This is a genomic window from Bacillus sp. 3G2 (assembly GCF_044324725.1).
Classification (GTDB): domain Bacteria; phylum Bacillota; class Bacilli; order Bacillales; family Bacillaceae_G; genus Bacillus_A; species Bacillus_A mobilis.
The window spans coordinates 4,926,430-4,950,703 of sequence record NZ_CP172246.1; the positions used below are offsets into that span (position 1 = coordinate 4,926,430).

Below are 24,274 nucleotides of genomic sequence, written 5' to 3' on the forward strand. Positions count from 1 at the left end.
AATAAAAAACGTTTAAGAAAACGTTTTCAATAACTTTCATTTATACTGTACCATAACAATTTCTATTACAAAAGATTTTTTTGAAAATTATATCATTTAATATGAAAATCTTACAAAATCGTCACGTTCCTGTAATGTTCATCGATAGTAAGCTTGCCAAAACTATTGCATAATAATAGTATAACAACAGACATTATTCATGAGGTGATATATATGAACGGAAACAAAATATTAGCAGCTTTATCATACTTTAGTGTATTATTTGCCCCTATCTTATTCCCTATTATCGTTTGGATTGTAGGCGATGCTGAAACAAAACCACATGCAAAACGCGCTCTATGGACACACATTATTCCAAGTATCGCTACATTCATCGGCGTAACTATTTTAGGAATTATGGGGCTTGGATCTGATCAGCCGGACGTAACACTTGGAATTGGAGCAATGATTGTCTTATGTATTTGCGGCATTATTAGCCTATACTACTTCATTTGGAACATCATAAAAGGTATTAAAGTGCTGAAAGCTTAATTTTAATCAAACGTTTGTTTAAAAAAGACACTTGCAAATTGCAAGTGTCTTTTATCTTCTGCGTTTCTTCTTTTTTCTCATCATCTTCTTGCGGCGCGTATTCACTTTATCCGCTATAATGTGAAGCGTGCTTGCCACAACAATTCCCATTACGAACGTTGTAATTTCAACCTCATGTTCCTTCGCAGTTTCTATTAAATTACCGTCAAGTGCGATTACATTTAATAGGAATAAAAACGGGGAAAACACAATTAACATGTATGCAATACGAATCACATCACCAAGTATAATTGTATGTGTAAAGAAGGAGCGATGCGGCATTACCTTCTTATACGGATACCAAAATATACGTAAGAATCCCCATTTATTATACGCATTACTATACGTATCTAAATCCGGCGTTAAAAATGTAGTACCTACTAAAAAGCCAATTGCAAAAGTTAATAAAAAATCAAAGTTTGTTAATCCATACGAAAAGAGCATAAACAAAACAACCGGAAGGGATATTAAGTTTATTTTCGTATGCGTTCTTCCTGATGGCATAATGCACTTCCTCGCTTACGTTCGCCCTGTCACCATATGACAGTTCTCACCTATTGATCTAATTTCTGATCGATAAAGGATGTGTCTATATCCGAACCAAACCATTCTGCCAACTTCACTCGTGCCTTATCTTTCACCTCTTCATTGACGTATATCGACGCTTGTAATAGCGCAGCCATTAACGCCCCTAAATCATCCGTATAACCAATTCCAGCAACGAAATCTGGAATCGCATCAATCGGTGCAATAAAATAAGCAAGTGCTCCAATTACAATAATTTTCACTCGTTTTGGAACATCCGGTTTCTGCAAAACGTAAAACAATAATAAACTTGCATAAATGACCGATTGCCCTGCTTGCTTTGCAACATGTTTCACTTTCTTCCAAAACGCTTCAACTGAAAATTTTTGTTCCATGTAAAAGCCTCCCTATTTTTAAAAAGAAATAAGCTACAATATGTTATCAGTAAAAGTTCATCAAAATTACACATAATCTATCAATGAACTTTCATTGTAACAAACAAACGAAAAAAGAACAAGTGTTCGTTAATTTTCCTGTACTCTCCTTCATATAATAGGTTTCTAGATAACCGCTTACCCATCGTCATTTCTTATTTCTCAACAAAGAAAATTTTCAATTCCACTTAACATTCTGCTCTACCTTTGTTATATTTTCTAGTTGACGGACATATAAACGAATGTTAAAGTTTTCTCTGGTAGTGACAAATCTCATACAAAAAATGTAAAATGTTATAGTGTTTCTCAGAAATGAATTTTGTTGTATAATACAGAAATGACGTTATGCTTATGAGCAGCACAAGAAACCAAAAGGGTATGCATAGTTATAGTCGTATATGGGTGAATATAGAACCTCTAATTATGGCCAAGAAAACTATGTATTTTTTATTTTAGCATTTTTCGCTCCAAAATCGACCAAGCCTGATAGAGAAAGGGTGGAAATGAATGAAAGAAACCTTGAAATCACAATTTCAAAATGTGCGTTTCACTGTATTCGTAGCTTTAGCCGTATGGTTGAAGACATATATTATTACACGCACAAGCTTTGATTTAAAACTTGAATCTTTCATGCAAGAATTCATTTTATTCCTTAGCCCATTAGCAGCATCATTACTGCTTGTTGGCCTTGCATTATTTGCAAAAGGGAAAAAACGTAACTATATAGCACTTGGAATTAATTTTGTCTTAACAATCATTCTTGTTGGTAACGTAATGTTCTACGGATTCTACAATGACTTCGTTACTTTACCTGTACTAGGACAAACATCTAACTTTGGAAGTTTAGGTTCTAGTGTGAAAGAATTGTTTAACTACAAAATCATCCTTGCATTTGCTGATATTATCGTATTCTTCATTTTATTGAAGAAGATGAAGAATTTTGCACCGACAGAGCGTGTAGCACGCCCAATGCGTTCCCTATACTTCGTGTCAACAGTTGCTATTTTCTTCGCAAACTTAGGACTGGCAGAAGCCGAGCGTCCTGAACTATTAACACGTTCATTCGACCGCGTTATGCTTGTTAAAAACTTAGGTTTATATGTACACCAAGTATACGACCTTGGCTTACAAGCGAAATCAAGTTCACAAAAAGCTTTTGCTGACGGTAGTAAGTTACAGGAAACAGAAAACTACGTAAAAACAACACAAAGTAAACCAGATCCAAATATGTTTGGTACTGCAAAAGGGAAAAACGTAATTGTTGTCTCTCTTGAGTCACTACAAACATTCTTAATTGGTGCAACAGTTAACGGACAAGAAGTTACACCATTCTTAAACCAATTTACGAAAGAAAGTTATTACTTTGATAACTTCTTCCATCAAACTGGGCAAGGAAAAACATCAGATGCTGAATTCTTAGTAGATACTTCCATGTATCCACTAGACCGTGGTGCTGTATTCTTCACACACGGTAATAATGAATATACAGCAACTCCAGAAATTTTACGTGAGCAAGGATACCACACATCAGTATTCCACGCGAACAACGCAACATTCTGGAACCGTAACATTATGTACCCGGCACTTGGTTATGATCGTTACTACAACGAACTTGACTACAAGATTACGCCAGAAACGAAATTAAATTGGGGATTAAAAGATATCGAATACTTCGATCAATCTATCGATATGTTAAAAGAAGTGAAGCAACCGTTCTATACTCGCTTCCTTACTTTAACAAACCATTACCCATTCACTTATGATGAAAGCACGAAATTAATCGATGAATACAATTCTGGCGATGGCGTATTTGACCGTTACATGGTAACTGCTCGCTATTTAGACGAAGCAATGAAACACTTTATTGAGCGTCTAAAAGCAGAAGGTATTTACGACAACTCAGTTATCGTATTCTACGGTGATCACTACGGTATTTCTGAAAACCATAACCGTGCAATGGCACAGTTCTTAGGAAAAGAAGAAATCACTGCATTTGACCATATGAACTTACAAAAAACACCGATGTTTATTCACGTTCCAGGTCAAAAAGAAGGTAAAACAATTTCAAAACCAACTGGTGAAATTGACATTAAACCAACAATTCTAAACTTACTTGGCGTAGATTCTACGAATCAAGTTCAATTTGGTCATGATGTATTCTCACCTGATAATAAAGGATTCGTCGTTCTTCGTGACGGTAGCTTCATTACAGATAAGTACATGTACACGAACAGTACATTCTACGACCGTACTACTGGCGAAGTTGTACAATTACCGAAAGAAGAATCTCAACCACTTATTGATCGTGCACAAAATGAATTGAACATGTCTGACAAAATCATTGAAGGTGACTTACTTCGCTTCTCTGAAAGTAATAAGACCAAAACTGGTGAAGTAAAGACAGCTATTAAAGAAGAAAAGAAGAGCGCTGAGTAATCTCAGCCTCTTTTTTTTATATTTCTCCATACAATCACTTATATTCATTAACTTTAACATTACATAACCTTTACCAAATATTCACATAGGATTAATGAAACATCTCTATAATAAAATATGTAAGCGAGGTTCTATATATTTCTTATCTCTCATCTTTAATAAGATCCCTTAAAGAAATATATGAATCGTTTATTTCTACTTTCTTATAATTGTCTTTCAATGTGTTTTGTTTCCATACACAAAACATTCAATAAGACGATGTCCCTATGAAAGATAGCTACCCTCCTTGTGCAGCATTCCATAAGAATGTTGCTTTTTTTTATTCAAAAGCAGGATTCTTATTTCTTATTTCCGAATTTGTATATACAAAATGCTGTAAATCACTACTACTTCTCTACCATTTACAAATACATATACGTCATATGTAAAGAAGTACTCACATAAAAATTACTATAGTGATTTTTATTCCGAATGAAAACTTCACTTTACTTATGCACTTACGAAAGGATGGGACGGAAATTGGCATATGAAAGATTTGTACTTTGGAATGATGCAGTTATTGATACAACGAAACAAAAAGCGTACATAGAACTTGAAGAAAGAGGCTTACAGTTTGGAGATGGTGTCTACGAAGTTATTCGCCTATATAAAGGTAACTTTCACTTATTAGATCCGCATATCACAAGATTATATCGCTCCATGGAAGAAATAGAATTATCACTCCCTTTCTCAAAAGCAGAACTTATCATCCTACTTTACAAACTAATTGAAAGTAATAATTTCTACGAAGATGGAACGATTTATTTGCAAGTATCTCGTGGTGTACAAGCTCGTACCCACACATTCTCATATGACGTCCCGCCGACAATCTATGCCTATATTACGAAGAAAGAAAGACCTGCGTTATGGATTGAATATGGTGTACGTGCTATATCAGAACCAGATACACGCTGGCTACGCTGTGATATCAAATCATTAAATTTATTACCCAATATATTAGCTGCTACGAAAGCTGAACGTAAAGGATGCAAAGAGGCTCTTTTCGTACGAAATGGCACTGTAACTGAGGGAAGCTGTTCTAATTTCTTTCTCATAAAAAACGGAACTCTCTACACACATCCAGCCAATCACCTTATTTTAAATGGCATCATTCGTCAATATATCCTTTCTTTAGCGAAAACCCTTCGCATTCCTGTACAAGAAGAACTATTTAGCATTCGCGATGTTTATCAAGCGGATGAATGTTTCTTTACAGGAACGACGATTGAAATTTTGCCGATGACTCACCTTGATGGAACTGCAATTCAAGATGGGCAAGTTGGCCCTATCACAAAAGTGCTACAAAGATCCTTTTCTCAAAGCTTGCTACAATCCAATATGTCTTCTTAAACACGAATAATTTCTTTTCTTTCTACATTCAATATATGTATTTAAATGGAAATCAAGGTATAGATTTATGCCTTGATTTTTTTCTGTAATCTTTTTGTCATATTCAGATTACCGCATAAGTCTTGACAGTAATCGACATGCTCTTTAGAATTTTTAACAGTTGGTAAATATTTCTTCACTACATTACAGACAGAAAGGAATCGACAAATTATGAAAAAATACCTTGCCGGTCTTGCGGCAGTGTCTGTAGCAGGAGGAGCAGCACCTACACTTGATAGTGTTCAAGCTGCCCCTGAACAAAATACACAAAAAGCTGCTACACAAACTGTCCAAGCTTCCGCATCAAACAGCTCATCTTATACGGTAAACACTAGCGTATTACATGTTCGTGCAGGATCTAGTACTTCTCACGACATCATCTCACGCGTGTATAACGGTCAATCTTTAAACGTGGTTGGCGAAGAAAATGGTTGGTTCAAAATTAACATGAATGGACAAACCGGCTTTGTTAGCGGCGAATTTGTATCAAAAAATGGAGCAAGCAATACTAATGTAAATACATCAGGTGGAAACAATAAAGTTACTGCTGATGTATTACGTGTACGTACCGCTCCTAATGCTTCTAGTTCTGTTTCAGGACGTGTATATGAAGGACAAACATTAAATGTAATTGGTCAAGAAAATGGTTGGGTGAAAATCAACCATAATGGACAAGTTGGTTATGTAAGTGGCGAATTTGTATCTGGTGTTTCTTCTAATACAGGTTCTTCAAACAACAATACGAATAATAACAACCAAGAATCTGTAAAACCAGCAAGCGGAAACTATACAGTAAATGTATCTTCCCTTCGTGTTCGTACAGGCCCTAGCACTTCTCATACAACTGTAGCTTCTGTTACAAAAGGACAAGTTGTACAAGTTGTTGGCGAAGTTCAAGATTGGTTCAAAATCAATTATGCAGGACAAACTGCTTACGTAAGCAAAGACTACGTAACAAAAGGCGGTTCTAACGACAACGTTACACAAGGAAACAACCAAGATAACAAACAAGAACAAAACAATAATGTAACTGTTCAAACTGGCGGTACTTACGTTGTTAACGCAACATCTCTACGCGTTCGTACAGGCCCTGCTGCTTACCATAGTGTAATTGGCGGCGTGTTAAATGGGACTACATTAAACGTAGTTGGATCTGAAAACGGTTGGTTTAAAGTAAACTATCAAGGAAAAACAGGCTTCGTTAGTAGCGAGTTTGTAAAATTCGTTAAAGGTGGCACTGCTACTCCTGAGCAACCAAAACAACCTGAACAACCTAATCAAGGTGCAATTGGTGACTACTACATTAATGCTTCTGCCTTAAATGTACGTAGCGGCGAAGGTACAAATTATAGAATCATAGGGGCTCTTCCACAAGGACAGAAGGTTCAAGTAATCTCTGAAAACTCTGGATGGAGTAAAATTAACTACAATGGCCAAACTGGTTATATCGGAACACGTTACCTTTCTAAAACACCAGTAGGTGGCGCAGTAGATAATAAACCTAACAACAACCAAAATAATAATCAAAACAATAACAACAACAACAACAACAACAACAATAATAATACAGGTAATAATAGCGGCGATAGTTCTTCCATACTTGCATATGCAAAAGGAATGCAAGGCGTACCATACGTTTGGGGCGGTACTTCTGCTAACGGTGTTGACTGTAGTGGCTACATTTACCACGTATTTAAGAAATTTGGTCATAACATTAGTCGTCAAAGTGTTGCGGGATATTGGGGTAGCCTACCACAAACTTCAAATCCACAACCAGGTGACTTAATTTATTTCAAAGACACTTATAAAGCTGGTCCTTCTCATATGGGTATTTATCTTGGAGGCGGATCGTTTATCCAAGCTGGAGATAAAGGTGTCGCAATCGCTTCATTAAGCAATTCTTATTGGAGTAAGCATTTCTTAGGTTATACGAAAGCACCTTAAGTTATATTTTTAGAGCCTTCTAGATTACTAGAAGGCTCTTTTTAATGTGTATAACCTATTTCCCTCAAAAAATAATGTATCTATTTTCCTATTTCATACACTATATTCTACAATAATGATCCATAACGTTATCATAATGTATATTTTCACATAAAAAACATAACCTATTTCATGTCTATTCATTTTATATGTGTTTTTTTAAAGAATTTTCTTTTTATTTAAACTTTTCGTTAGACGTTTGACCTCTGATGTCCATTATGATAAGTTACTTAAGATGTTATATTCGTAAACGTATAGACAACTGGTTTATACACTTTTTTTACTATGAGGAAGGAGCATACACTGCATGAATCTTTTATGGGGAATTGGCGGCGTGATTGGAGTATTAGCAATTGCTTTCTTACTATCTTCCAACCGCAAAGCTATTAATTGGCGCACAATTTTAATCGCGCTAGCATTACAAATGTCATTTTCATTTATCGTATTACGATGGGATGCCGGAAAAGCAGGTTTAAAACACGCTGCAGATGGCGTTCAAGGATTAATTAATTTTTCTTACGAGGGAATTAAGTTCGTTGCTGGGGATTTAGTCAACGCAAAAGGCCCTTGGGGATTTGTTTTCTTCATTCAAGCACTACTTCCAATCGTATTTATTAGTTCATTAGTTGCAATCTTATATCATTTCGGTATTATGCAGAAATTTGTCAGTGTCGTTGGTGGCGCATTAAGTAAACTTCTTGGAACTTCTAAAGCAGAAAGTTTAAACTCAGTAACAACTGTATTTTTAGGACAAACTGAAGCTCCAATCTTAATCAAACCTTACTTAACACGTTTAACAAACAGTGAATTCTTCGCTATTATGGTAAGCGGTATGACAGCTGTTGCCGGATCAGTTCTTGTCGGCTATGCAGCAATGGGTATTCCGTTAGAACACTTATTAGCAGCAGCAATTATGGCAGCTCCATCAAGTTTATTAATTGCGAAACTAATTATGCCAGAAACAGAAGAAGTTGATAATAACGTTGAACTTTCTACAGAACGTGAAGACGCAAACGTTATTGACGCAGCAGCACGTGGTGCATCTGAAGGTATGCAACTTGTTATTAACGTAGCAGCAATGTTAATGGCTTTCATCGCATTAATCGCTTTATTAAATGGTCTATTAGGATTAATTGGCTCTCTGTTCCATATTAAACTTAGCCTTGATTTAATCTTCGGTTACTTACTATCACCATTTGCAATCTTAATCGGGGTTTCTCCTGGTGAAGCTGTACAAGCAGCAAGCTTTATCGGTCAAAAACTTGCAATCAACGAATTCGTTGCATATGCAAACTTAGGACCACACATGGCAGAGTTCTCTGCAAAAACAAACTTAATTTTAACATTCGCAATCTGTGGATTCGCAAACTTCTCTTCTATCGCAATTCAGTTAGGTGTAACAGGAACGCTAGCTCCTACTCGTCGTAAACAAATTGCACAATTAGGGATTAAAGCAGTTATCGCTGGTACACTAGCGAACTTCTTAAATGCAGCAGTTGCAGGTATGATGTTCCTATAAATTGATATAAGTCCCCTCTTTTCTAAAGAGGGGACTTTTTGTTATATATTTTTTCGATATATATTAAATACTTTATGCTTAAATATAAGAACATTATGATACAATAATTAGTAAGTCTGTTTATTTTTTCTTGCAAAAGAGAGATACTACTTGTTGTTGCTCTCTCTAAAAGAATTTAGCCATCCGGTCTATTTCTTAATAATTGTGCATACTACAAGTATCCTTGCATGAATTACCTTTAAGGAGGAAAGTTTTGTGAAAAATAACTTCTATAAAGTCCTCTCTATGTGGATTTTACAAATTTTATTTTATTTTACAACTGTACATGTAACGCAATATGAGCATGCTCTTATTTTTACAATTATATATGTAATTGTTAATGTACTATTTCTATTATTGACTGATAAAACTGCATTTGTTCTCTTCATATTAGGAACCATTATTTCGGTGTTCTACCTATTCTACCAAGCATGGCTTTACTTATGGAGTACATCAGAACAATGGGAATACATTATTACCCACTTCCTAATGGCAGCAAACTTCTTCATCGTATATATCTCAACTCATTTATTAAAGAAGGTTATTCATGAAAATAAAGAATTAACCGAACGTGTGAGAACGTTAGAACAATACATTGGAGAATCAAAATTATTAACAAGACAAGAATTTGAAAGACGACAAGCATTATTAATAAATGCAATGAATCGTCGTAATGAAACAGGCCTTATGATTTATTTTGACTTCACTCCCTTTAGTAAATATACGAAGGAAAGTGTTATGGACCGTGTAGCTTCATTATTAGTTGAAACGGTAAGGGCTGACTTTGACCTTGTTGCTGAATATGATAACAACACATTAGTCATTTTATTACAAAATACAAATGAAGCTGGTGCCGATATTGTAATGAACCGCCTACAGCCTAAAATGGAAAAATGGCTTGCAGCTGAGGCAATTCAAGATATTAAGATTAAACGAGAACAAATCGCTACAAAAGGACCGACAGTATTATGATGACACTCGTTATACTCCTTTTATTCCTCCTGTTTTGCGTACTTGTTTTTTGGATCAGCATCACATTTTCAATTAAATATGTACTTATTTTTACAGCCTTTCTGTTCTCTGGCTTACTCGTTTACTATTCTTTCTTAACACTTGCGGGCTTAGTTCACCGAAATAGGAAACGAAAAGATCGTACGCTAGAACATTATCCAAGCGTCGACATTTTAATACCAGCCCACAATGAAGGTGTCGTTATTAAAGATACTTTAGAGGCGATGGCGAAGATTGAATATCCAGGCAAACTAACTGTTTATTTATTAAACGATAACTCTCAAGATGAGACACCTGAAATTGGTGACGATTTCGATAAAGCTTATGCTCATATTCGTCACATTCGTGTACCGGCGGGTGAACCAAAAGGGAAATCGCGTGTATTAAACTATGGTCTTAGTATTTCAGATGGTGAATACTTCTGTGTGTATGATGCAGATAACCAGCCTGAACCACATGCACTACGAATGCTTGTAGAACACGCTGAAACAACCGAGGATGCTGTTGGAGCTGTCGGTCACGTTCGTACTGTAAATGAAAAAAGAAACTGGCTAACACGAATGATTTCGTTAGAATTTCAAATCTTCCAGCTCCTTATGCAATCCGGACGCTGGTTACTATTCCAAACAGGCTCACTAACAGGAACAAACATGCTTCTTCGCCGCTCTGCATTAGAAGAACTTGGCGGTTATGATCCGTATGCAATTGCAGAAGACGCTGAATTAACATTACGAATTACACAAAAAGGCTATCTCTTGCCAATCGTTCCAGAATCGATTACATGGGAACAAGAACCTGAGCATTTAAAAATCCTTATTAAGCAGCGTACACGTTGGCTCCAAGGGAACTTGTATATTTTAGAAAAAATGTTTTCTTCCTTAAGTTTCTTTAAAGGAAAACTTCTCGTCCATTCCTTACAACAAGTTTTAGTGTATGTTGTATTTTGGCTATTCTTAATCATCTCGAACGTTTGGTTTGTAATTGGGTTACTCGGGATATTCCAAATTCAATATAGCATTCCGCTACTATTTATGTGGTATGTCGCATATATTACATATGTTTCTCAATTATTTAGTGCCCAGAGTGTAGAACGAACCTTTACACCAACTAATATTTTTATTAGTGTTATCATGTACTTTACGTACGCACAGCTCTTTACGTACTTATTCATTCGTAGCTTAATTTTATACTTACGTGCAAAGAGCAAGAAACAAGTCATTGGCTGGGATAAAACAGTTCGATTCAAAAAAGATAAATAATAAAAATAAGCACAGAGCGCCGTATGCTCTGTGCTTATTTATTGCCGTATAAATTATATATCAGACAATACCCCTTAGCTGAAAGTAATTTCACGTCCATCCCCCAACGAACGATTGACCTTCATTTATATACGAAAAAGTGATTGCTATTTTTGTAGAACCAATTGCTTCTCTTGCTGTTCTTTGCGCGTTTCAGTCTTAGGTTCCGTGCTTTCTTGGACACTACGATGTGCCACACGTTTCAAACAAATATGCTTCCACTTTCTTTCGTAACGTTTCATTATTCTAGATGTCCCCCTTGAATGCGCTTTAAAACTATTTGAAATCGCTTACAGGAAATAATATAGCACATATACATAAACGTGACAACACATTTCCGACAATTTTTTGTCAAAAATATGAATAGAATTTACAAATTATCGGAATTTGTCGAAACGTATCGATTTTTCTTTATATAAAAGGCATACTACTTATATAGTAAAGTATTTTATTTCCCTGACTTGCTGTTAACGTTCCTTCTATATAAAAAAGAGCTGATACATAATCAGCTCTTTTTCCTTCTATTATTTATGACGCTTCATACGCCCTTCTTTTTGTAACTCTTTAAATAATGCTGCCATCATAAAGAAAATAACGAAAACGAATGGGAATGCCGCTATGATAGCTGCCGTTTGTAAGGCTTCTAATCCACCTACATATAATAAGATAGAAGCTAACGCGGCTAAAACGATACCCCAAACCATTTTAATGCGGTTTGGTGGATTTAAACTACCATGTGTCGTTAACATCCCTAGAACGAATGTCGCAGAGTCTGCAGATGTAATAAAGAATGTAGAAATAAGAAGAATAGCTAGAACTGATAAAGCTGATCCGTAGCTTCCCATCTGATCAAACATAGCGAATAATCCTACTTCTGTTCCCATCTCTTTAATTTTTTCAAAGATATGAGCATCACCAAACAGCTCCATATGAATACCAGTTCCACCGAAAACAGAGAACCAAAGCGCACCAATCACAGTTGGTACGAGTAACACACCGATAACAAACTCACGAATGGTACGTCCTCGTGAAACACGTGCAATAAACGTACCTACGAATGGTGACCATGCAATCCACCATGCCCAATAGAAAATTGTCCACGACTGAATCCATTGGTTCCCACCTTCATCTAATGGACTTAAACGGAAGCTCATGCTTGGCAATTCCTGAAGATAAGAACCGATTGTTGAAGTGAAGTAATTCATAATAAAGTTTGTTGGACCTGCAAATAATACAATAATCATAAGTGCAAACGCAAAAATAATGTTCGTATTACTTAAATATTTAATTCCTTTATCAAGGCCTGTTTGCGCAGATAACATAAATAACACGGTTACGATTGCAATAATAACTAACTGAGTCGTTAATGAATTCGGGATAGATGTTAAATAACTAACACCACCTGCAATTTGTTTTGCACCAAGACCTAATGATGTCGCAACACCAAACACAGTTGCGAAAACAGCTAACACATCAAATGAATGAGCAATACGCCCATGTTCTCCGCCTTTAAATAATGGACCTACTGTCGCACTAATCGTACTTGCTTTTCCTTTTCTAAAAGTAAAGTAAGCAATACACAGCGCTACAAATGCATATAGTCCCCACGGATGTAATCCCCAATGGAAAAATGAAAAACGTAGTGCAAGACGCGCACTTTCCTCAGTTGCACCTTCTCCAAATGGAGGTGCGTATAAATGGTTTAACGGTTCGGCAACGCCCCAGAAAACTAAACCGATACCCATACCAGCGCTAAATAGCATAGCAAACCATGTCATATAACTATAATCAGGTTCATCATCGTCTTTACCTAAACGAATAGAACCGTATTTCGAAACAATTAAAAAGATAGACACACCTAATATAATAGAAACAGAAATAATATAGAACCATCCAAACTTACTAACTAATGCAGTTTGAATTGCGGTTGTTATATTTCCTAAGCTACCTTTTCCAATAATAGATTCGGGAATAATCCCCCAAATTGTAAATGCAATACATAATGTTAATGAAACGATGAATGTTTTTGTCAGTTTCCTCATCAAATCCCCCTTCGTAGGTTTCACTTTTGTAAATAACATCAATTCCGATATGTAAAATCGGATAGAAAACTATGATTTTTACGGTGATTTTCTTACTTTCACCTTCACCAATTCGAATTCTTATGGACAGCCTTACCTTCCGTATAATCTTTTTACTCTGCAAGAGCTACAAGATCGAAATACTGCTGTCAAATTGTGCGAGAAAAATGCGGATGGGAATGTGTTTTCCCAAAAAAGGATGTGTTACAGATGTAAAAAAGGGCATTTTTCTTCCTTGCAACCCTTTCTGTTTGTAACAATTATGCGGTTTTTTTGCTAGTATATAGCACGTGTTTATAGTTTCACAAACAAAATGTTTATGTTTATATAACTATATTACCCATAAAACGGTAAAATACTCAAGGAATGTAATCGTTTAGTAAACATCATGTAACACTCCTGTAATATTTTTATTTACGCCGAAAACAATATGTTGTATTAAATATTTTGAATATAAGTAGAAACCTAATAATCATATGGAATGAAAAACGCTTTCCTATATTTTTTGTTATATTACAGGATGTTAACGACTTATTACGAATGGTTTGTAATTGTGTGTTTTCCCGAAATCCGAAAAAATCTGTTGCTATAATGAGGACACGAAAACAAACGCAATGGAGGCTATCATGAAAAAATTAATTGGAATAGCAACAGCAGCAGTTTTTGGTCTTGGGATTTTCACATCATCTGCTAATGCAGAAACTGTTGTAACAACAGACGTACTAAATGTACGCGAAAACCCTACTACGGAATCAAAAGTTGTCGGTAAATTACTAAACGGTAATAAAATAGATGTTCAAAATACAGAGAACGGATGGTCAAAAATCACTTTAGATGGTAAAGACGCATTCGTAAGTTCAGAGTTTACAAAAAGCATCTACTACGTAACAGCTAACGTATTAAACGTACGTGCTGAAGCGAACACAGACTCAGAAGTTCTTGGAACGTTGAAGAAAGACGATATGATCGAAACAACGAACCAAGTACAAAATGAGTGGTTACAATTCGAATATAACGGGAAAACAGCTTATGTTCACGTTCCTTTCTTAACAGGTACAGCACCTGTTATTGAGAAACAAGAACAACCTGCTCCTGCTAAAACTGTAGCACCAGCTAAAGCGCAAGCACCTGCAGCACAAGCAAAACCAGCTGCTAAGCCTGCTGTGAAAGCTGCTGAAACTAGCGAACCTTCTAATGGTCGTGAGTTAACAGTTGTAGCTACAGCATATACAGCTCACCCGAGCGAAAACGGTGGCACATACGGTGGCCGTGTATTAACTGCAATGGGTCATGACTTAACAGCGAACCCAAACATGAAAATGATTGCTGTTGACCCGAAAGTAATCCCATTAGGATCTAAAGTATGGGTAGAAGGTTACGGAGAAGCTATCGCTGGAGATACTGGCGGTGCGATTAAAGGTAACCGTATCGACATCCTACTTGGATCAGATAGCGCTGCTCAAAAATGGGGACGCAAAACTGTTAAAGTGAAAATTTTAAAATAACCAATGACTGCTAAGGCCAGTTCTCTTTGTTGAGAGCTGGCTTTTATTTTTTTATAATGACTATAAGGAGGTTATGTCCATGAATATACAAGCAAAAGTAGACTGGATCGGTACACCAAAACCGTATATATATAAGGATGAAGTAACATACGACGCTACTTCCATTGACTTTTCACTCGCTGGCGATGACAATCGATATAAATTAATTGTACTCAGTTCTGAAGAAAATACACATTACAAAATTGTCCAATATGGAATCAAACCTGGCTCACAAAAACCATTTCCTATCGACATTCCATTCGAACAAAACATGTTACCAATCATAGAACAAATATTACATGATCCATATGTGCAAGTGATATTAAAGGAAACGCGCTCATAATTGTAAAAAAGGATATCACCTAGCTGTTTTTTTCGGCTAAGTGATATCCTTTTATTTTCCCTTCGTGAACACAAGTAGAGAAAAATATATCAACGTTTCGACACGAAATATCGACTTACTAGCAAAGATTTACAAGAAAAATAAACTACAAAAAAGAGGCTGTTCAACAATATTGAACAACCTCTCTCCTTTATTAGCGAGTCGGACCAGATACTTCCTCTGACTTAAGCGTATTATTCGCTCCAAGAGAATGGTACAATATCTTTCCATCTCCATTAACAGTAACGATATGGTCATTATTAAAGCTTTTGAACTTCACAGATCCATCACCGTAACGAATATGATACTCTTCATATGTCGTTACTTTATATTTCGTAGCACTTTGACGCTCTACATTACGAATTTCTATCGTTAATAAATCTTCAGTAATTCCTTTTTTGTGTAAATATTGTATATAATCACGGTCTTCCTTGTACGATTTCCCGCTCTTATCATAATTATTTTCAACTAGACTAAAATCATTTAATGAAATCGCACGCACATTATCATAAAGATGATTTCGTACAAAGTCACCAACAGCCGAACTTGATGTTTCTTTCGGGAATTTTAAGTAATATGTACTTTGCTCTCCCACTTTAACACTTTCAGATTTAATAGCACCCATATCAGTGTTTTTCTCTAAATGCACCTCTACTGTTTCATCTGTTGGTACAGGACCAAGTTTATAACTTCCGCGACTCAACTTACCACTCTTCTTACCATTGACAAATACAGTTGCATCCTTTTCATCAGAAGAAATGGTTACATAATTTCCTTCAAGTGATAAATTCACTTCTATTGCTCCATCTTTTTCATCCGCTAAATCCACTTCTTTTTCTGTCTCTAATTCAGCAAGTTCCGCCTTCGCCTTTGCCTTTACAACATAAGTACCAGGGAAGTATGGCCCTAATTCTTTCGAAGTTTTATCACTAGAAAGCTCTGCTTCTTTTTTATCATTCACATATATTTCAGCATTTTTCGCAGTTGTACTTACATTCATGTAATAAGCTTTCATGCTGAACTTATACTTCGGATATAAGAACAACTCTTTTCCATCTTCTACAACTTGCCCATCTTTAAAGGACACTTTATCCTTTGCAAGTTCTTGATTTACTGTCTCTTTTTGTAAATAGGACAGCAATGCTTTATTGTACGAAGGATTCTCCTTTAAATAACGTATGTACGCCTTAATATCTTCTGTCTTAACCTTTAAGCTTGGATCATCTACCTTCACAAACTCATCGATTGCATTTACATCTTTATTTTGGAATGCTTCGATCATTGCATTTACTTGCTTTTCCTTCGAAAACTTACTTGCACCAAATTTATATACGCCAAACAAAATAGCAAAAACAATGAAAAAACCTATAAGTAAAAACATGTTTTTCTTACTTTTGACTGGCTTTGTTTCTCTCTTCATTTCTAAATGTGAAGAAGCTGTTTGATCAGCAACCTCTTCTACTTTACTTCCGCAACTAGGACAAAATTTCACTTGCCCTGCAACTTGTTTATCGCATGTTCTACAAAACTTCAAGTATTTCTCCCCCTTATTTTTTTACTAATTTCATAACCGCGAATGTTAATACGCAAGAAATAAGAAAACTACCTACTATTAAATATAACGTGTTGCTTTGAATAGATAATATCGGTCCAGAACTTCCAGCGAACTCCTTCATAATTTCCTTACTTCCTGAGGCTGTAATATGAATTTTTGCTAATCCATTTACATAAAGCGTCATCCAGTATAAACAGCAATACACACCGCTACTGATAATGGACCACCGCAACTTCACTGCCTTTTTGTTCTCGGCTCTGTAAATTAGACATTTTTCTGCATGTGTTATAAATAGCAATATCAAACTCTTATACTCGTGCTACAATACCTTTCAACAAATCTACTCGAACTTCATCATCACGAAGTTGCATATATACCGTTTAACCAAGTTCAAGTGAAATTTCAGTTTTAGCTTATAACTTCTCTTGTATAATCTTCTTTAATTGCGCAATTTCCTGTGCTACTTGCAACTTATTCATCCATTACCAAACTTCGATTGCAAATCTGACAAACAAATTCTCTCCTTTTAATTACATAGCAATATATAAAATTAACATTTTATATATTACCATGATTTTCAATTTATGTAATCCAAATTTCATTTTTTCTGTTTTGGGCATTTTTTGTTTATAATGGTAAAGGAAAGAAATATGTGTACGGAGGAATATTATGCTGCAACACTCAATTACGAAAGATGAAATTATGATGATTGCGAATGAGTTCGTTCAAGGACTAGATCCACAGCAAACAGCTGATCAGGAACATGTCGCTACAGCTCGGCACCTATATCGTAGTGGTGTTGTCTACAACGTTGACTTTGATGGTTATACGCTATCAGGAACTGTAGATGCTGCTGGCAGCGTATATAGCGTCCATATCCCAATTCGTAACGTGGCTGAAAGCTATTGCGATTGCTTTGCACCAACGCAATGTGAGCATATGCTCGCTGTGTTACTATCTGCAGCATCTAGTTTCGGGCAAGTAGGAGATGTATTAACTTTATTTAAAAATAATACGAAACCTTCCCTTCCTCCTATTCGAACTGCAAGACAAGTATTGCAATCATCAGCTTTTGAAGAAACGGATTATAAAAGTTGGCAATCATATTTTGATAACGAATATGAATCATTTAAAAAAGAACAAGCTCGGCTTACTTATAAACAAATGTATTTTCTTATGAGCATTTTTACGGACTTCTATACGAAACTCGAGCGGAAAGCTCCGCGCATTGTTGCGATACATGAGTTGTTCAGGCTACATGCAGCGCTTTATTGCTTTCAAAAATTACTAGAAGAGATTCAGGACTTCGAAGTAAATAAAACGTATTCTTATCACCAGCCTGTTAACGTCGTTCGCTTATTTGTAGATAAAATGGAATCCATCGTTCGGGACTTACAATCAGAAGCGATTCCTTCAGAGTCTGAAGCAATTTTGCAAGAAACAGCTCGTCTCGTTCACGAAGTCTTCTTCTCCACCGACGCCTATACACAAGAGAGATTTTTTATTTATCGTCACATATGGAGTGAACTCTTACACAAGAAAGAGCAACTACAAGAAGAAGAAAAGCGAATCGATACGAAAATCAATCCACTTTCCAAAGCATTAGCATCTTCTCATCTACTCTTTTTAAATGACGAAGACCTATTAGCGATGGACTTACTAAAGAAACAGCCTGCTTCTGTTGTAAGTCTGTACTTCTATTGGTTAGAAGAGCTATTAAATACAATGCAGTGGGATCGTGCGAAAAACTGGCTTTCCTTTACGTATAAACAAGTGAAGAAAACGATACATGAGCATGAAAATACAATTTTCATAAAAGATATCGTTCGCTTATTTGTCATCATGTATGAAACGTATGCAACCCATACAAATGAACAAGCCGGACTCGAAATGATTTTGCAAGAGCTATTACCATATAGTTTCGCAAACTATGAGCAATACGTACTCGCGAAAAAGCAATATCGTACATGGGCAGAACTTCAGCTCTTACATGGGTTTGAAGCCATTGAACTTTTAAAAGAGCCTCTGAAAGATATTGAAAAGGAAGCACCAGAAGCGGCCCTTCCTCTTTATCACCTTGCTGCCGTAGAGGCCATTGAAGAGCGAAACCGCAAATCATATAGACGTGCAGTTCGTTATTTAAAGAAATTACGTACATTGTATAAACGATTAAAGCGCACTGATGAATGGGATGCTTTCATTATTCACATCGCAAACTTACATTCACGTCTGCGTGCACTACAAGAGGAATTACGGAAAGGAAAATTAATCGATGATCAATCAAACTGAAGTAACAATTAGGCTCCAGCATGTTAGTCAAGGTTGGTTCCTTTGGGGAGAAGATGACAGCGGTACTCCATTATCCGTAACAAGTTGGAAACGAAATGCATTTACATGGCACTCCACTTCCTTCTACGGCACGTTTCTAAAAGAAGCGACCTTTGAAGGAAAACAAGGTGTTATGCTAACAAACGCACAAGCATTTGAATACATCGCTAATAAACCGATGAACTCCTTTGCACATATTCAAATGAACGGCCCTATTACAGCACTTACAGAAGATGCGAACGAATTGTGGGATGCCTTCACAAGTGGTAGCTTCGTACCTGATATGGAACGTTGGCCCAAACAACCATCTTGGAAAGTTCAAAATACCCCAATCGAAGATGACACATTAGCATCTCTTTTCTCGGCCGCGGTAAATGAAAGCATATTACAAGATAACCGTTCAAATGATGGATGGGAAGATGCCAAGAGACTTTATGAACATTACGACTTTACGAAAAGACAATTGGATGCAGCATTACATGAAGAAGATTGGCTTCGAAAAATTGGTTACATTGAAGATGACCTTCCCTTTACAATCGGACTACGGCTACAAGAGCCGCAAGAAGAATTTGAAATGTGGAAGCTTGAAACAATTGTTACACCAAAGCGTGGGGCACATCGCATATATGTATATGAGAGTATCGATTCTTTACCAAAACGATGGCACGATTATGAAGAGCGTATTCTTGAAACACAAGAAGGCTTCAGTAAGCTCGTACCGTGGTTAAAAGAAGACGAAACGTTCCGAAGTGAGCTCTTTGAAACGGAAGCGTGGAACTTCTTAACGGAAGCAAGTAACGAATTACTCGCCGCAGGTATTACGATTTTACTACCATCATGGTGGCAAAATTTAAAAGCAACAAAACCAAAATTACGTGTACAACTGAAGCAAAATGCTACGCAAACGCAATCTTTCTTCGGCATGAATACGCTCGTTAATTTTGACTGGCGCATTTCAACGAACGGCATTGATTTATCCGAAAGCGAATTTTTCGAACTCGTTGAACAAAACAAACGATTATTCAATATAAATGGTCAATGGATGAGACTGGATCCAGCCTTTATTGAAGAAGTACGAAAGCTCATGAACCGTGCCGATAAATATGGACTCGAAATGAAAGATGTCCTTCAGCAACATTTATCAAACACTGCTGAAACAGAAGTTGTAGAGGAAGATAGTCCATTTACCGATATTGAAATCGAACTAGATGGATATTATGAAGAGCTATTCCAAAAACTATTGCACATTGGAGATATTCCAAAAGTAGATGTCCCTTCTGCACTAAACGCAACACTCCGTCCATATCAACAACATGGCATTGAATGGTTATTATATTTAAGAAAGCTTGGATTCGGAGCATTATTAGCTGACGACATGGGACTTGGAAAAAGTATTCAAACGATCACTTACTTACTATATATAAAAGAGAACAATCTCCAAACAGGCCCTGCTTTAATCGTGGCACCGACATCTGTTCTTGGAAATTGGCAAAAAGAATTTGAGCGTTTCGCACCAAATTTACGTGTTCAGTTACATTATGGAAGTAACCGAGCGAAAGGCGAATCATTTAAAGACTTCCTTCAATCAGCAGATGTTATATTAACATCTTATGCATTAGCTCAGCTTGATGAAGAAGAACTTAGTACGTTATGCTGGGATGCTGTTATTTTGGATGAAGCACAAAATATTAAAAACCCACATACGAAACAGTCGAAAGCAGTACGAAACTTGCCAGCAAATCACAAAATCGCTTTAACCGGTACACCGATGGAAAACCGACTTGCTGAGCTTTGGTCTATTTTCGACTTCATTAATCATGGATATCTCGGCAGCTTAGGACAATTCCAGCGCCGCTTCGTCTCACCGATTGAAAAAGACCGTGACGAAGGAAAAATACAACAAGTTCAACGTTTTATCTCACCATTTTTACTGCGCCGAACGAAGAAAGATCAAACCGTCGCATTAAACTTACCAGATAAACAAGAACAGAAAGCTTACTGCCCACTTACTGGTGAACAAGCTTCCTTATATGAACAACTTGTTCAAGATACATTGCAAAATGTAGAAGGATTAAGCGGGATTGAAAGACGCGGATTTATATTACTCATGCTGAACAAGCTCAAACAAATATGTAATCACCCTGCTCTTTATTTAAAAGAAACAGAACCAAAAGACATCATCGAACGTTCCATGAAAACGAGTACGCTAATGGAACTCATTGAAAATATAAAAGATCAAAATGAAAGTTGTTTAATCTTCACACAATACATCGGTATGGGAAACATGCTAAAAAATGTGTTAGAAGAACATTTCGGTCAGCGCGTCCTCTTCTTAAACGGTAGTGTACCGAAGAAAGAACGTGACAAAATGATCGAGCAGTTCCAAAACGGAACGTATGACATTTTCATCTTATCGTTAAAAGCAGGTGGAACTGGCTTAAACTTAACCGCTGCCAACCATGTCATTCACTACGACCGTTGGTGGAATCCAGCTGTAGAAAATCAAGCAACAGACCGCGCATATCGCATTGGTCAAAAACGCTTCGTTCACGTTCATAAACTTATTACAACAGGGACACTCGAAGAAAAAATTGATGAAATGTTAGAAAGAAAACAATCATTAAACAACGCCGTCATTACAAGTGATAGTTGGATGACCGAACTATCTACAGATGAACTAAAAGAATTGCTTGGTGTATAAAGTGAAACTTTAATCAGTGGGGGTTTTGTTCATCCCCACTGATTATCAGCCCCCACCAATCGGGCTTTTACGGGCAGTTGTCCCCCACCTAACCTCTGTGCTTTCGCTGAATTTTGAGGTAGGGGTCTTACTGCCCGGTGAATAGCGGGATAAACAAAAGGAGCTAATCTCAAAAGATTAGCTCCTTTTTCTATTCCAAAACCAATTACTTATTATAATTCCTGTTAATCCGCCGCATGTATCCAGTAATGAATCTTGCCACATCGGTGTACGGTCTCCCGTAAACCATTGATGAATTTCATCAAATGTTGCATATCCCGCGACGAAAAGAAGGGCGTATATAAAACACCGCTTTCTCGAATAACCTGATCGATGAAAAGCATAATACGTCAATGAGCCGAGCATAAAGAACACCATAAAATGAGCACCTTTACGAAGGAAAAACTCAACAAATCCGCCTACACCTTTATTTGCAATGCTAACAGGTGTACCACCACCATAATCGATAGATACCCATGAGAAATGCTCTTTCACAAACTCAACATTTACATATTGTTCAATATCCGAACGCATATCCTGCTTTTTATATGGTTGTGCCGAGGAATAGAAAATCAACCCCATCCATAGTAAAACAGGAATCCAAAATAACCATTTACGATTCATTCTTCCGAAACCCCTCTCTTAGTCTTTTAAGCGTACCAAAAAAAAGAATAAATTTCACGCCAAAACATGACATTTGCACCCTATTTATAAAGTGAAAGGGGGTGATAAACATGGCAGTCGAAACAATCGTAATGGACTTAACTTTACGTCTTGTCTTAAACAGTGGATTAGATAAGAACGGAAAAACAGTTTTTAAGCACAAACAATTTAAGCGTGTGAAAACAAACGCAAACTTAGAGCAAGTACAAAACGTAGCACGTGCTCTTGCTTCTGTACAAGCATCACCGCTTCACGCTATACAACTTGTTAGCACATCAGATCTTTCTAACCTATAAGGTGAAACTTTAATCAGTGGGGTGTTCATCCCCCGCTGATTATTAGCCAACACCCATCACGCTGCCCACATATAGCGAGATAAATAAAAAGGAGGAAATAGCATATGCAAGTACTAGAATTAATTTTCGCAAAAGAAGATGGAAAAACAGTTGTTTTTTCTATCGAAAAACCCATCACACCCGTCGATGCACAAGTCGTAAATCAAGTAATGGATACGATCCTTGCCTCATCTGTATTTTCATCAATTAATGATAATACTCGAAAAAAAGGAGCCCGTCTTGTAGAAAGGAATGTATCTGAAGTTCCCATTACTCAATAAATGAAAAAGACGAATCTGCATCATTTTGCAGATTCGTCTTTTTTCTTCGGCATTTCAATCGGAATAAAGATTTTTGAAAAACCGACGCATACATATTTATAGTGTTCTCCACCTATATCAAACTCGGTCGTATATGTTGAGAAGAAAATATAATCACTTCGCTTTGTATAATTCTCGATTAATAATCCAACTTGTGGCTCAACATATTTTTTCGCCAACTTCTTACCAGCCGATGCTAAATCGCCAAGGAGACCCTCTTCATTTTCCTTTTGAACTTCGTCTAGCTTCTTACTTACATCATTACGTTTCATAAACTGCTTTGCTGCCCAGTCCGTATATTCACCTTTACTCGGATTACTATTTGCTAAATATACTAGAAGAACAACAACTAGAGCCATAATAATATACTTTTTCTTCATACTATCTCACCGCCTACTCTTTTCTATTTTCATATATATGTACAAGCGATGCAAATTAGAAAGACTATCATCTATTGATTGTAAACGAATAGCCAAAATTTACAATATGAAACAGAATATTAACAATTAATTTACTTAATTCGTATATAATTATATTGAGAATTATTATCATTTATAAAGGGGGAATCAAATTTATGAATGACGAAAATGATATTATTATTTCTAATTCTACAATGATGTTAGAACCATACAAGCACCCTTATTATCAAACAAAGATTATCGAAAGTAGCGGGAACCATCTTTACTCCTGTCAAACTGCTCTCCAGCTCATCAAACAATCTTGTCTAACCAACGTTCACTCTACTTATCAAGGCAGACGGAAAGCAGTTCAAACAAACTTTCATTTCAAACAAAATGTCCCAATTCCAATTAATCATCGAGAATATATTTGTGCTTTCCCGACAGAATCTCCTTCTTCTCCAAACTGTATATGGCTGTTTTATAACCATATAGATGACATAGAGTTTTTCAAAAAGAGTAAAAAAGCTAAGCTTCATTTTTCAAATGGCACAACTACAACCATACATATCAGTCCCCATAGGTTAAAACAACAATTATTAAAAGCTGGATACGTATTATCACGTATGAACATGCAAGATTCACTACAATTTAAAAACCTCTTATTACATTTACTACCTTAACA

Annotated in this window: 21 protein-coding genes and 1 pseudogene; 14 read left to right on the top strand and 8 right to left on the bottom strand. The window is 36.3% G+C overall.

Translation table 11 applies throughout. The annotated features are described in order from the left end of the window. The first annotated feature begins 213 nt into the window (after positions 1-213). Entirely contained in the window at positions 214-531 is a 318-nt protein-coding gene (locus tag ACHZK0_RS25445) for a DUF4870 domain-containing protein (protein WP_395761005.1), read from the top strand. A 51-nt stretch (positions 532-582) separates the two neighbouring features. Here ACHZK0_RS25445 and ACHZK0_RS25450 read toward each other — a convergent pair whose 3' ends face one another. After that, the gene (locus ACHZK0_RS25450; RefSeq protein ID WP_395761006.1) at positions 583-1,074 is read right to left on the bottom strand and encodes a metal-binding protein; all 492 of its coding nucleotides are present in this window, start codon (positions 1,072-1,074) and stop codon (positions 583-585) included. 50 nt (positions 1,075-1,124) lie between these two features. Next, on the bottom strand, positions 1,125-1,490 hold the full coding sequence (locus tag ACHZK0_RS25455) for a YkvA family protein (RefSeq protein WP_262740470.1): 366 nt from the start codon (positions 1,488-1,490) through the stop codon (positions 1,125-1,127). Positions 1,491-2,036: 546 nt separating this feature from the next. Here ACHZK0_RS25455 and ACHZK0_RS25460 point away from each other — a divergent pair. The 6 genes from ACHZK0_RS25460 (at position 2,037) to ACHZK0_RS25485 (ending at position 11,204) form a co-directional block, all read left to right on the top strand. Beyond that, positions 2,037-3,965 carry an LTA synthase family protein gene (locus ACHZK0_RS25460; protein WP_061679362.1) on the top strand — a complete coding sequence of 643 codons (1,929 nt, stop codon included), beginning with the start codon at positions 2,037-2,039 and terminating at the stop codon, positions 3,963-3,965. A 507-nt stretch (positions 3,966-4,472) separates the two neighbouring features. After that, positions 4,473-5,354, top strand: coding sequence for a D-amino-acid transaminase (locus tag ACHZK0_RS25465; protein ID WP_262740469.1), 882 nt, complete (start codon positions 4,473-4,475; stop codon positions 5,352-5,354). Positions 5,355-5,564: 210 nt separating this feature from the next. After that, entirely contained in the window at positions 5,565-7,337 is a 1,773-nt protein-coding gene (locus tag ACHZK0_RS25470; protein WP_395761007.1) for an SH3 domain-containing protein, read from the top strand. A 346-nt stretch (positions 7,338-7,683) separates the two neighbouring features. Next, positions 7,684-8,895, top strand: coding sequence for a NupC/NupG family nucleoside CNT transporter (locus tag ACHZK0_RS25475; RefSeq protein ID WP_262740467.1), 1,212 nt, complete (start codon positions 7,684-7,686; stop codon positions 8,893-8,895). Positions 8,896-9,150: 255 nt separating this feature from the next. Beyond that, positions 9,151-9,906 carry a dGTP triphosphohydrolase gene (locus ACHZK0_RS25480; protein ID WP_262740466.1) on the top strand — a complete coding sequence of 252 codons (756 nt, stop codon included), beginning with the start codon at positions 9,151-9,153 and terminating at the stop codon, positions 9,904-9,906. Further along, positions 9,903-11,204: a glycosyltransferase family 2 protein gene (locus ACHZK0_RS25485; protein ID WP_000988760.1), complete on the top strand. Its 1,302-nt coding sequence runs from the start codon at positions 9,903-9,905 to the stop codon at positions 11,202-11,204. Before ACHZK0_RS25480 ends, ACHZK0_RS25485 begins: the two co-directional genes overlap by 4 nt. Positions 11,205-11,350: 146 nt before the next feature. On the opposite strand, the gene ACHZK0_RS25490 is transcribed toward ACHZK0_RS25485, so the two are convergent. Then, the gene (locus tag ACHZK0_RS25490; protein WP_000833067.1) at positions 11,351-11,485 is read right to left on the bottom strand and encodes a hypothetical protein; all 135 of its coding nucleotides are present in this window, start codon (positions 11,483-11,485) and stop codon (positions 11,351-11,353) included. Between the two features lie 282 nt (positions 11,486-11,767). Continuing rightward, complete coding sequence (gene opuD, locus ACHZK0_RS25495; RefSeq protein ID WP_395761008.1) at positions 11,768-13,285, bottom strand: glycine betaine transporter OpuD; 1,518 nt, start codon at positions 13,283-13,285, stop codon at positions 11,768-11,770. Positions 13,286-13,950: 665 nt separating this feature from the next. Here opuD and ACHZK0_RS25500 point away from each other — a divergent pair. Then, entirely contained in the window at positions 13,951-14,829 is an 879-nt protein-coding gene (locus ACHZK0_RS25500) for a cell wall-binding protein EntA (RefSeq protein ID WP_097863761.1), read from the top strand. Positions 14,830-14,908: 79 nt separating this feature from the next. Next, entirely contained in the window at positions 14,909-15,211 is a 303-nt protein-coding gene (locus ACHZK0_RS25505; protein ID WP_270606502.1) for a DUF3910 family protein, read from the top strand. A gap of 193 nt (positions 15,212-15,404) precedes the next feature. Here the strand turns inward: ACHZK0_RS25505 and ACHZK0_RS25510 are convergent, their stop codons facing one another. Together ACHZK0_RS25510 and ACHZK0_RS25515 are read right to left on the bottom strand one after the other, a co-directional pair. Continuing rightward, a complete protein-coding gene (locus ACHZK0_RS25510; RefSeq protein ID WP_270606501.1) occupies positions 15,405-16,784 on the bottom strand; it encodes a zinc ribbon domain-containing protein in 1,380 nt (459 codons plus the stop codon). Positions 16,785-16,797: 13 nt separating this feature from the next. Next, positions 16,798-17,073: pseudogene (locus ACHZK0_RS25515) on the bottom strand (hypothetical protein); the annotation flags it as partial. Between the two features lie 401 nt (positions 17,074-17,474). On the opposite strand from ACHZK0_RS25515, the gene ACHZK0_RS25520 reads away from it, so the two are divergent. Beyond that, complete coding sequence (locus ACHZK0_RS25520; protein WP_262740462.1) at positions 17,475-19,094, top strand: SWIM zinc finger family protein; 1,620 nt, start codon at positions 17,475-17,477, stop codon at positions 19,092-19,094. Continuing rightward, positions 19,078-21,834 (top strand): DEAD/DEAH box helicase, encoded by a 2,757-nt coding sequence (locus ACHZK0_RS25525; protein WP_270606500.1) that lies wholly within the window; start codon positions 19,078-19,080, stop codon positions 21,832-21,834. Before ACHZK0_RS25520 ends, ACHZK0_RS25525 begins: the two co-directional genes overlap by 17 nt. Before the next feature lie 177 nt (positions 21,835-22,011). On the opposite strand, the gene ACHZK0_RS25530 is transcribed toward ACHZK0_RS25525, so the two are convergent. Continuing rightward, on the bottom strand, positions 22,012-22,497 hold the full coding sequence (locus ACHZK0_RS25530) for a VanZ family protein (RefSeq protein WP_016136054.1): 486 nt from the start codon (positions 22,495-22,497) through the stop codon (positions 22,012-22,014). Between the two features lie 110 nt (positions 22,498-22,607). Here ACHZK0_RS25530 and ACHZK0_RS25535 point away from each other — a divergent pair, with 110 nt between their 5' ends. Both ACHZK0_RS25535 and ACHZK0_RS25540 read left to right on the top strand, forming a co-directional pair. Further along, positions 22,608-22,832: a DUF1659 domain-containing protein gene (locus ACHZK0_RS25535; RefSeq protein ID WP_061679374.1), complete on the top strand. Its 225-nt coding sequence runs from the start codon at positions 22,608-22,610 to the stop codon at positions 22,830-22,832. 104 nt (positions 22,833-22,936) lie between these two features. Further along, positions 22,937-23,152 (top strand): DUF2922 domain-containing protein, encoded by a 216-nt coding sequence (locus tag ACHZK0_RS25540; RefSeq protein WP_262740460.1) that lies wholly within the window; start codon positions 22,937-22,939, stop codon positions 23,150-23,152. Positions 23,153-23,172: 20 nt separating this feature from the next. On the opposite strand, the gene ACHZK0_RS25545 is transcribed toward ACHZK0_RS25540, so the two are convergent. After that, a complete protein-coding gene (locus ACHZK0_RS25545) occupies positions 23,173-23,571 on the bottom strand; it encodes a DUF4359 domain-containing protein (protein WP_000731404.1) in 399 nt (132 codons plus the stop codon). A 194-nt stretch (positions 23,572-23,765) separates the two neighbouring features. On the opposite strand from ACHZK0_RS25545, the gene ACHZK0_RS25550 reads away from it, so the two are divergent. Beyond that, a complete protein-coding gene (locus ACHZK0_RS25550; protein ID WP_395761009.1) occupies positions 23,766-24,272 on the top strand; it encodes a competence protein ComK in 507 nt (168 codons plus the stop codon). Positions 24,273-24,274: the final 2 nt, after the last annotated feature.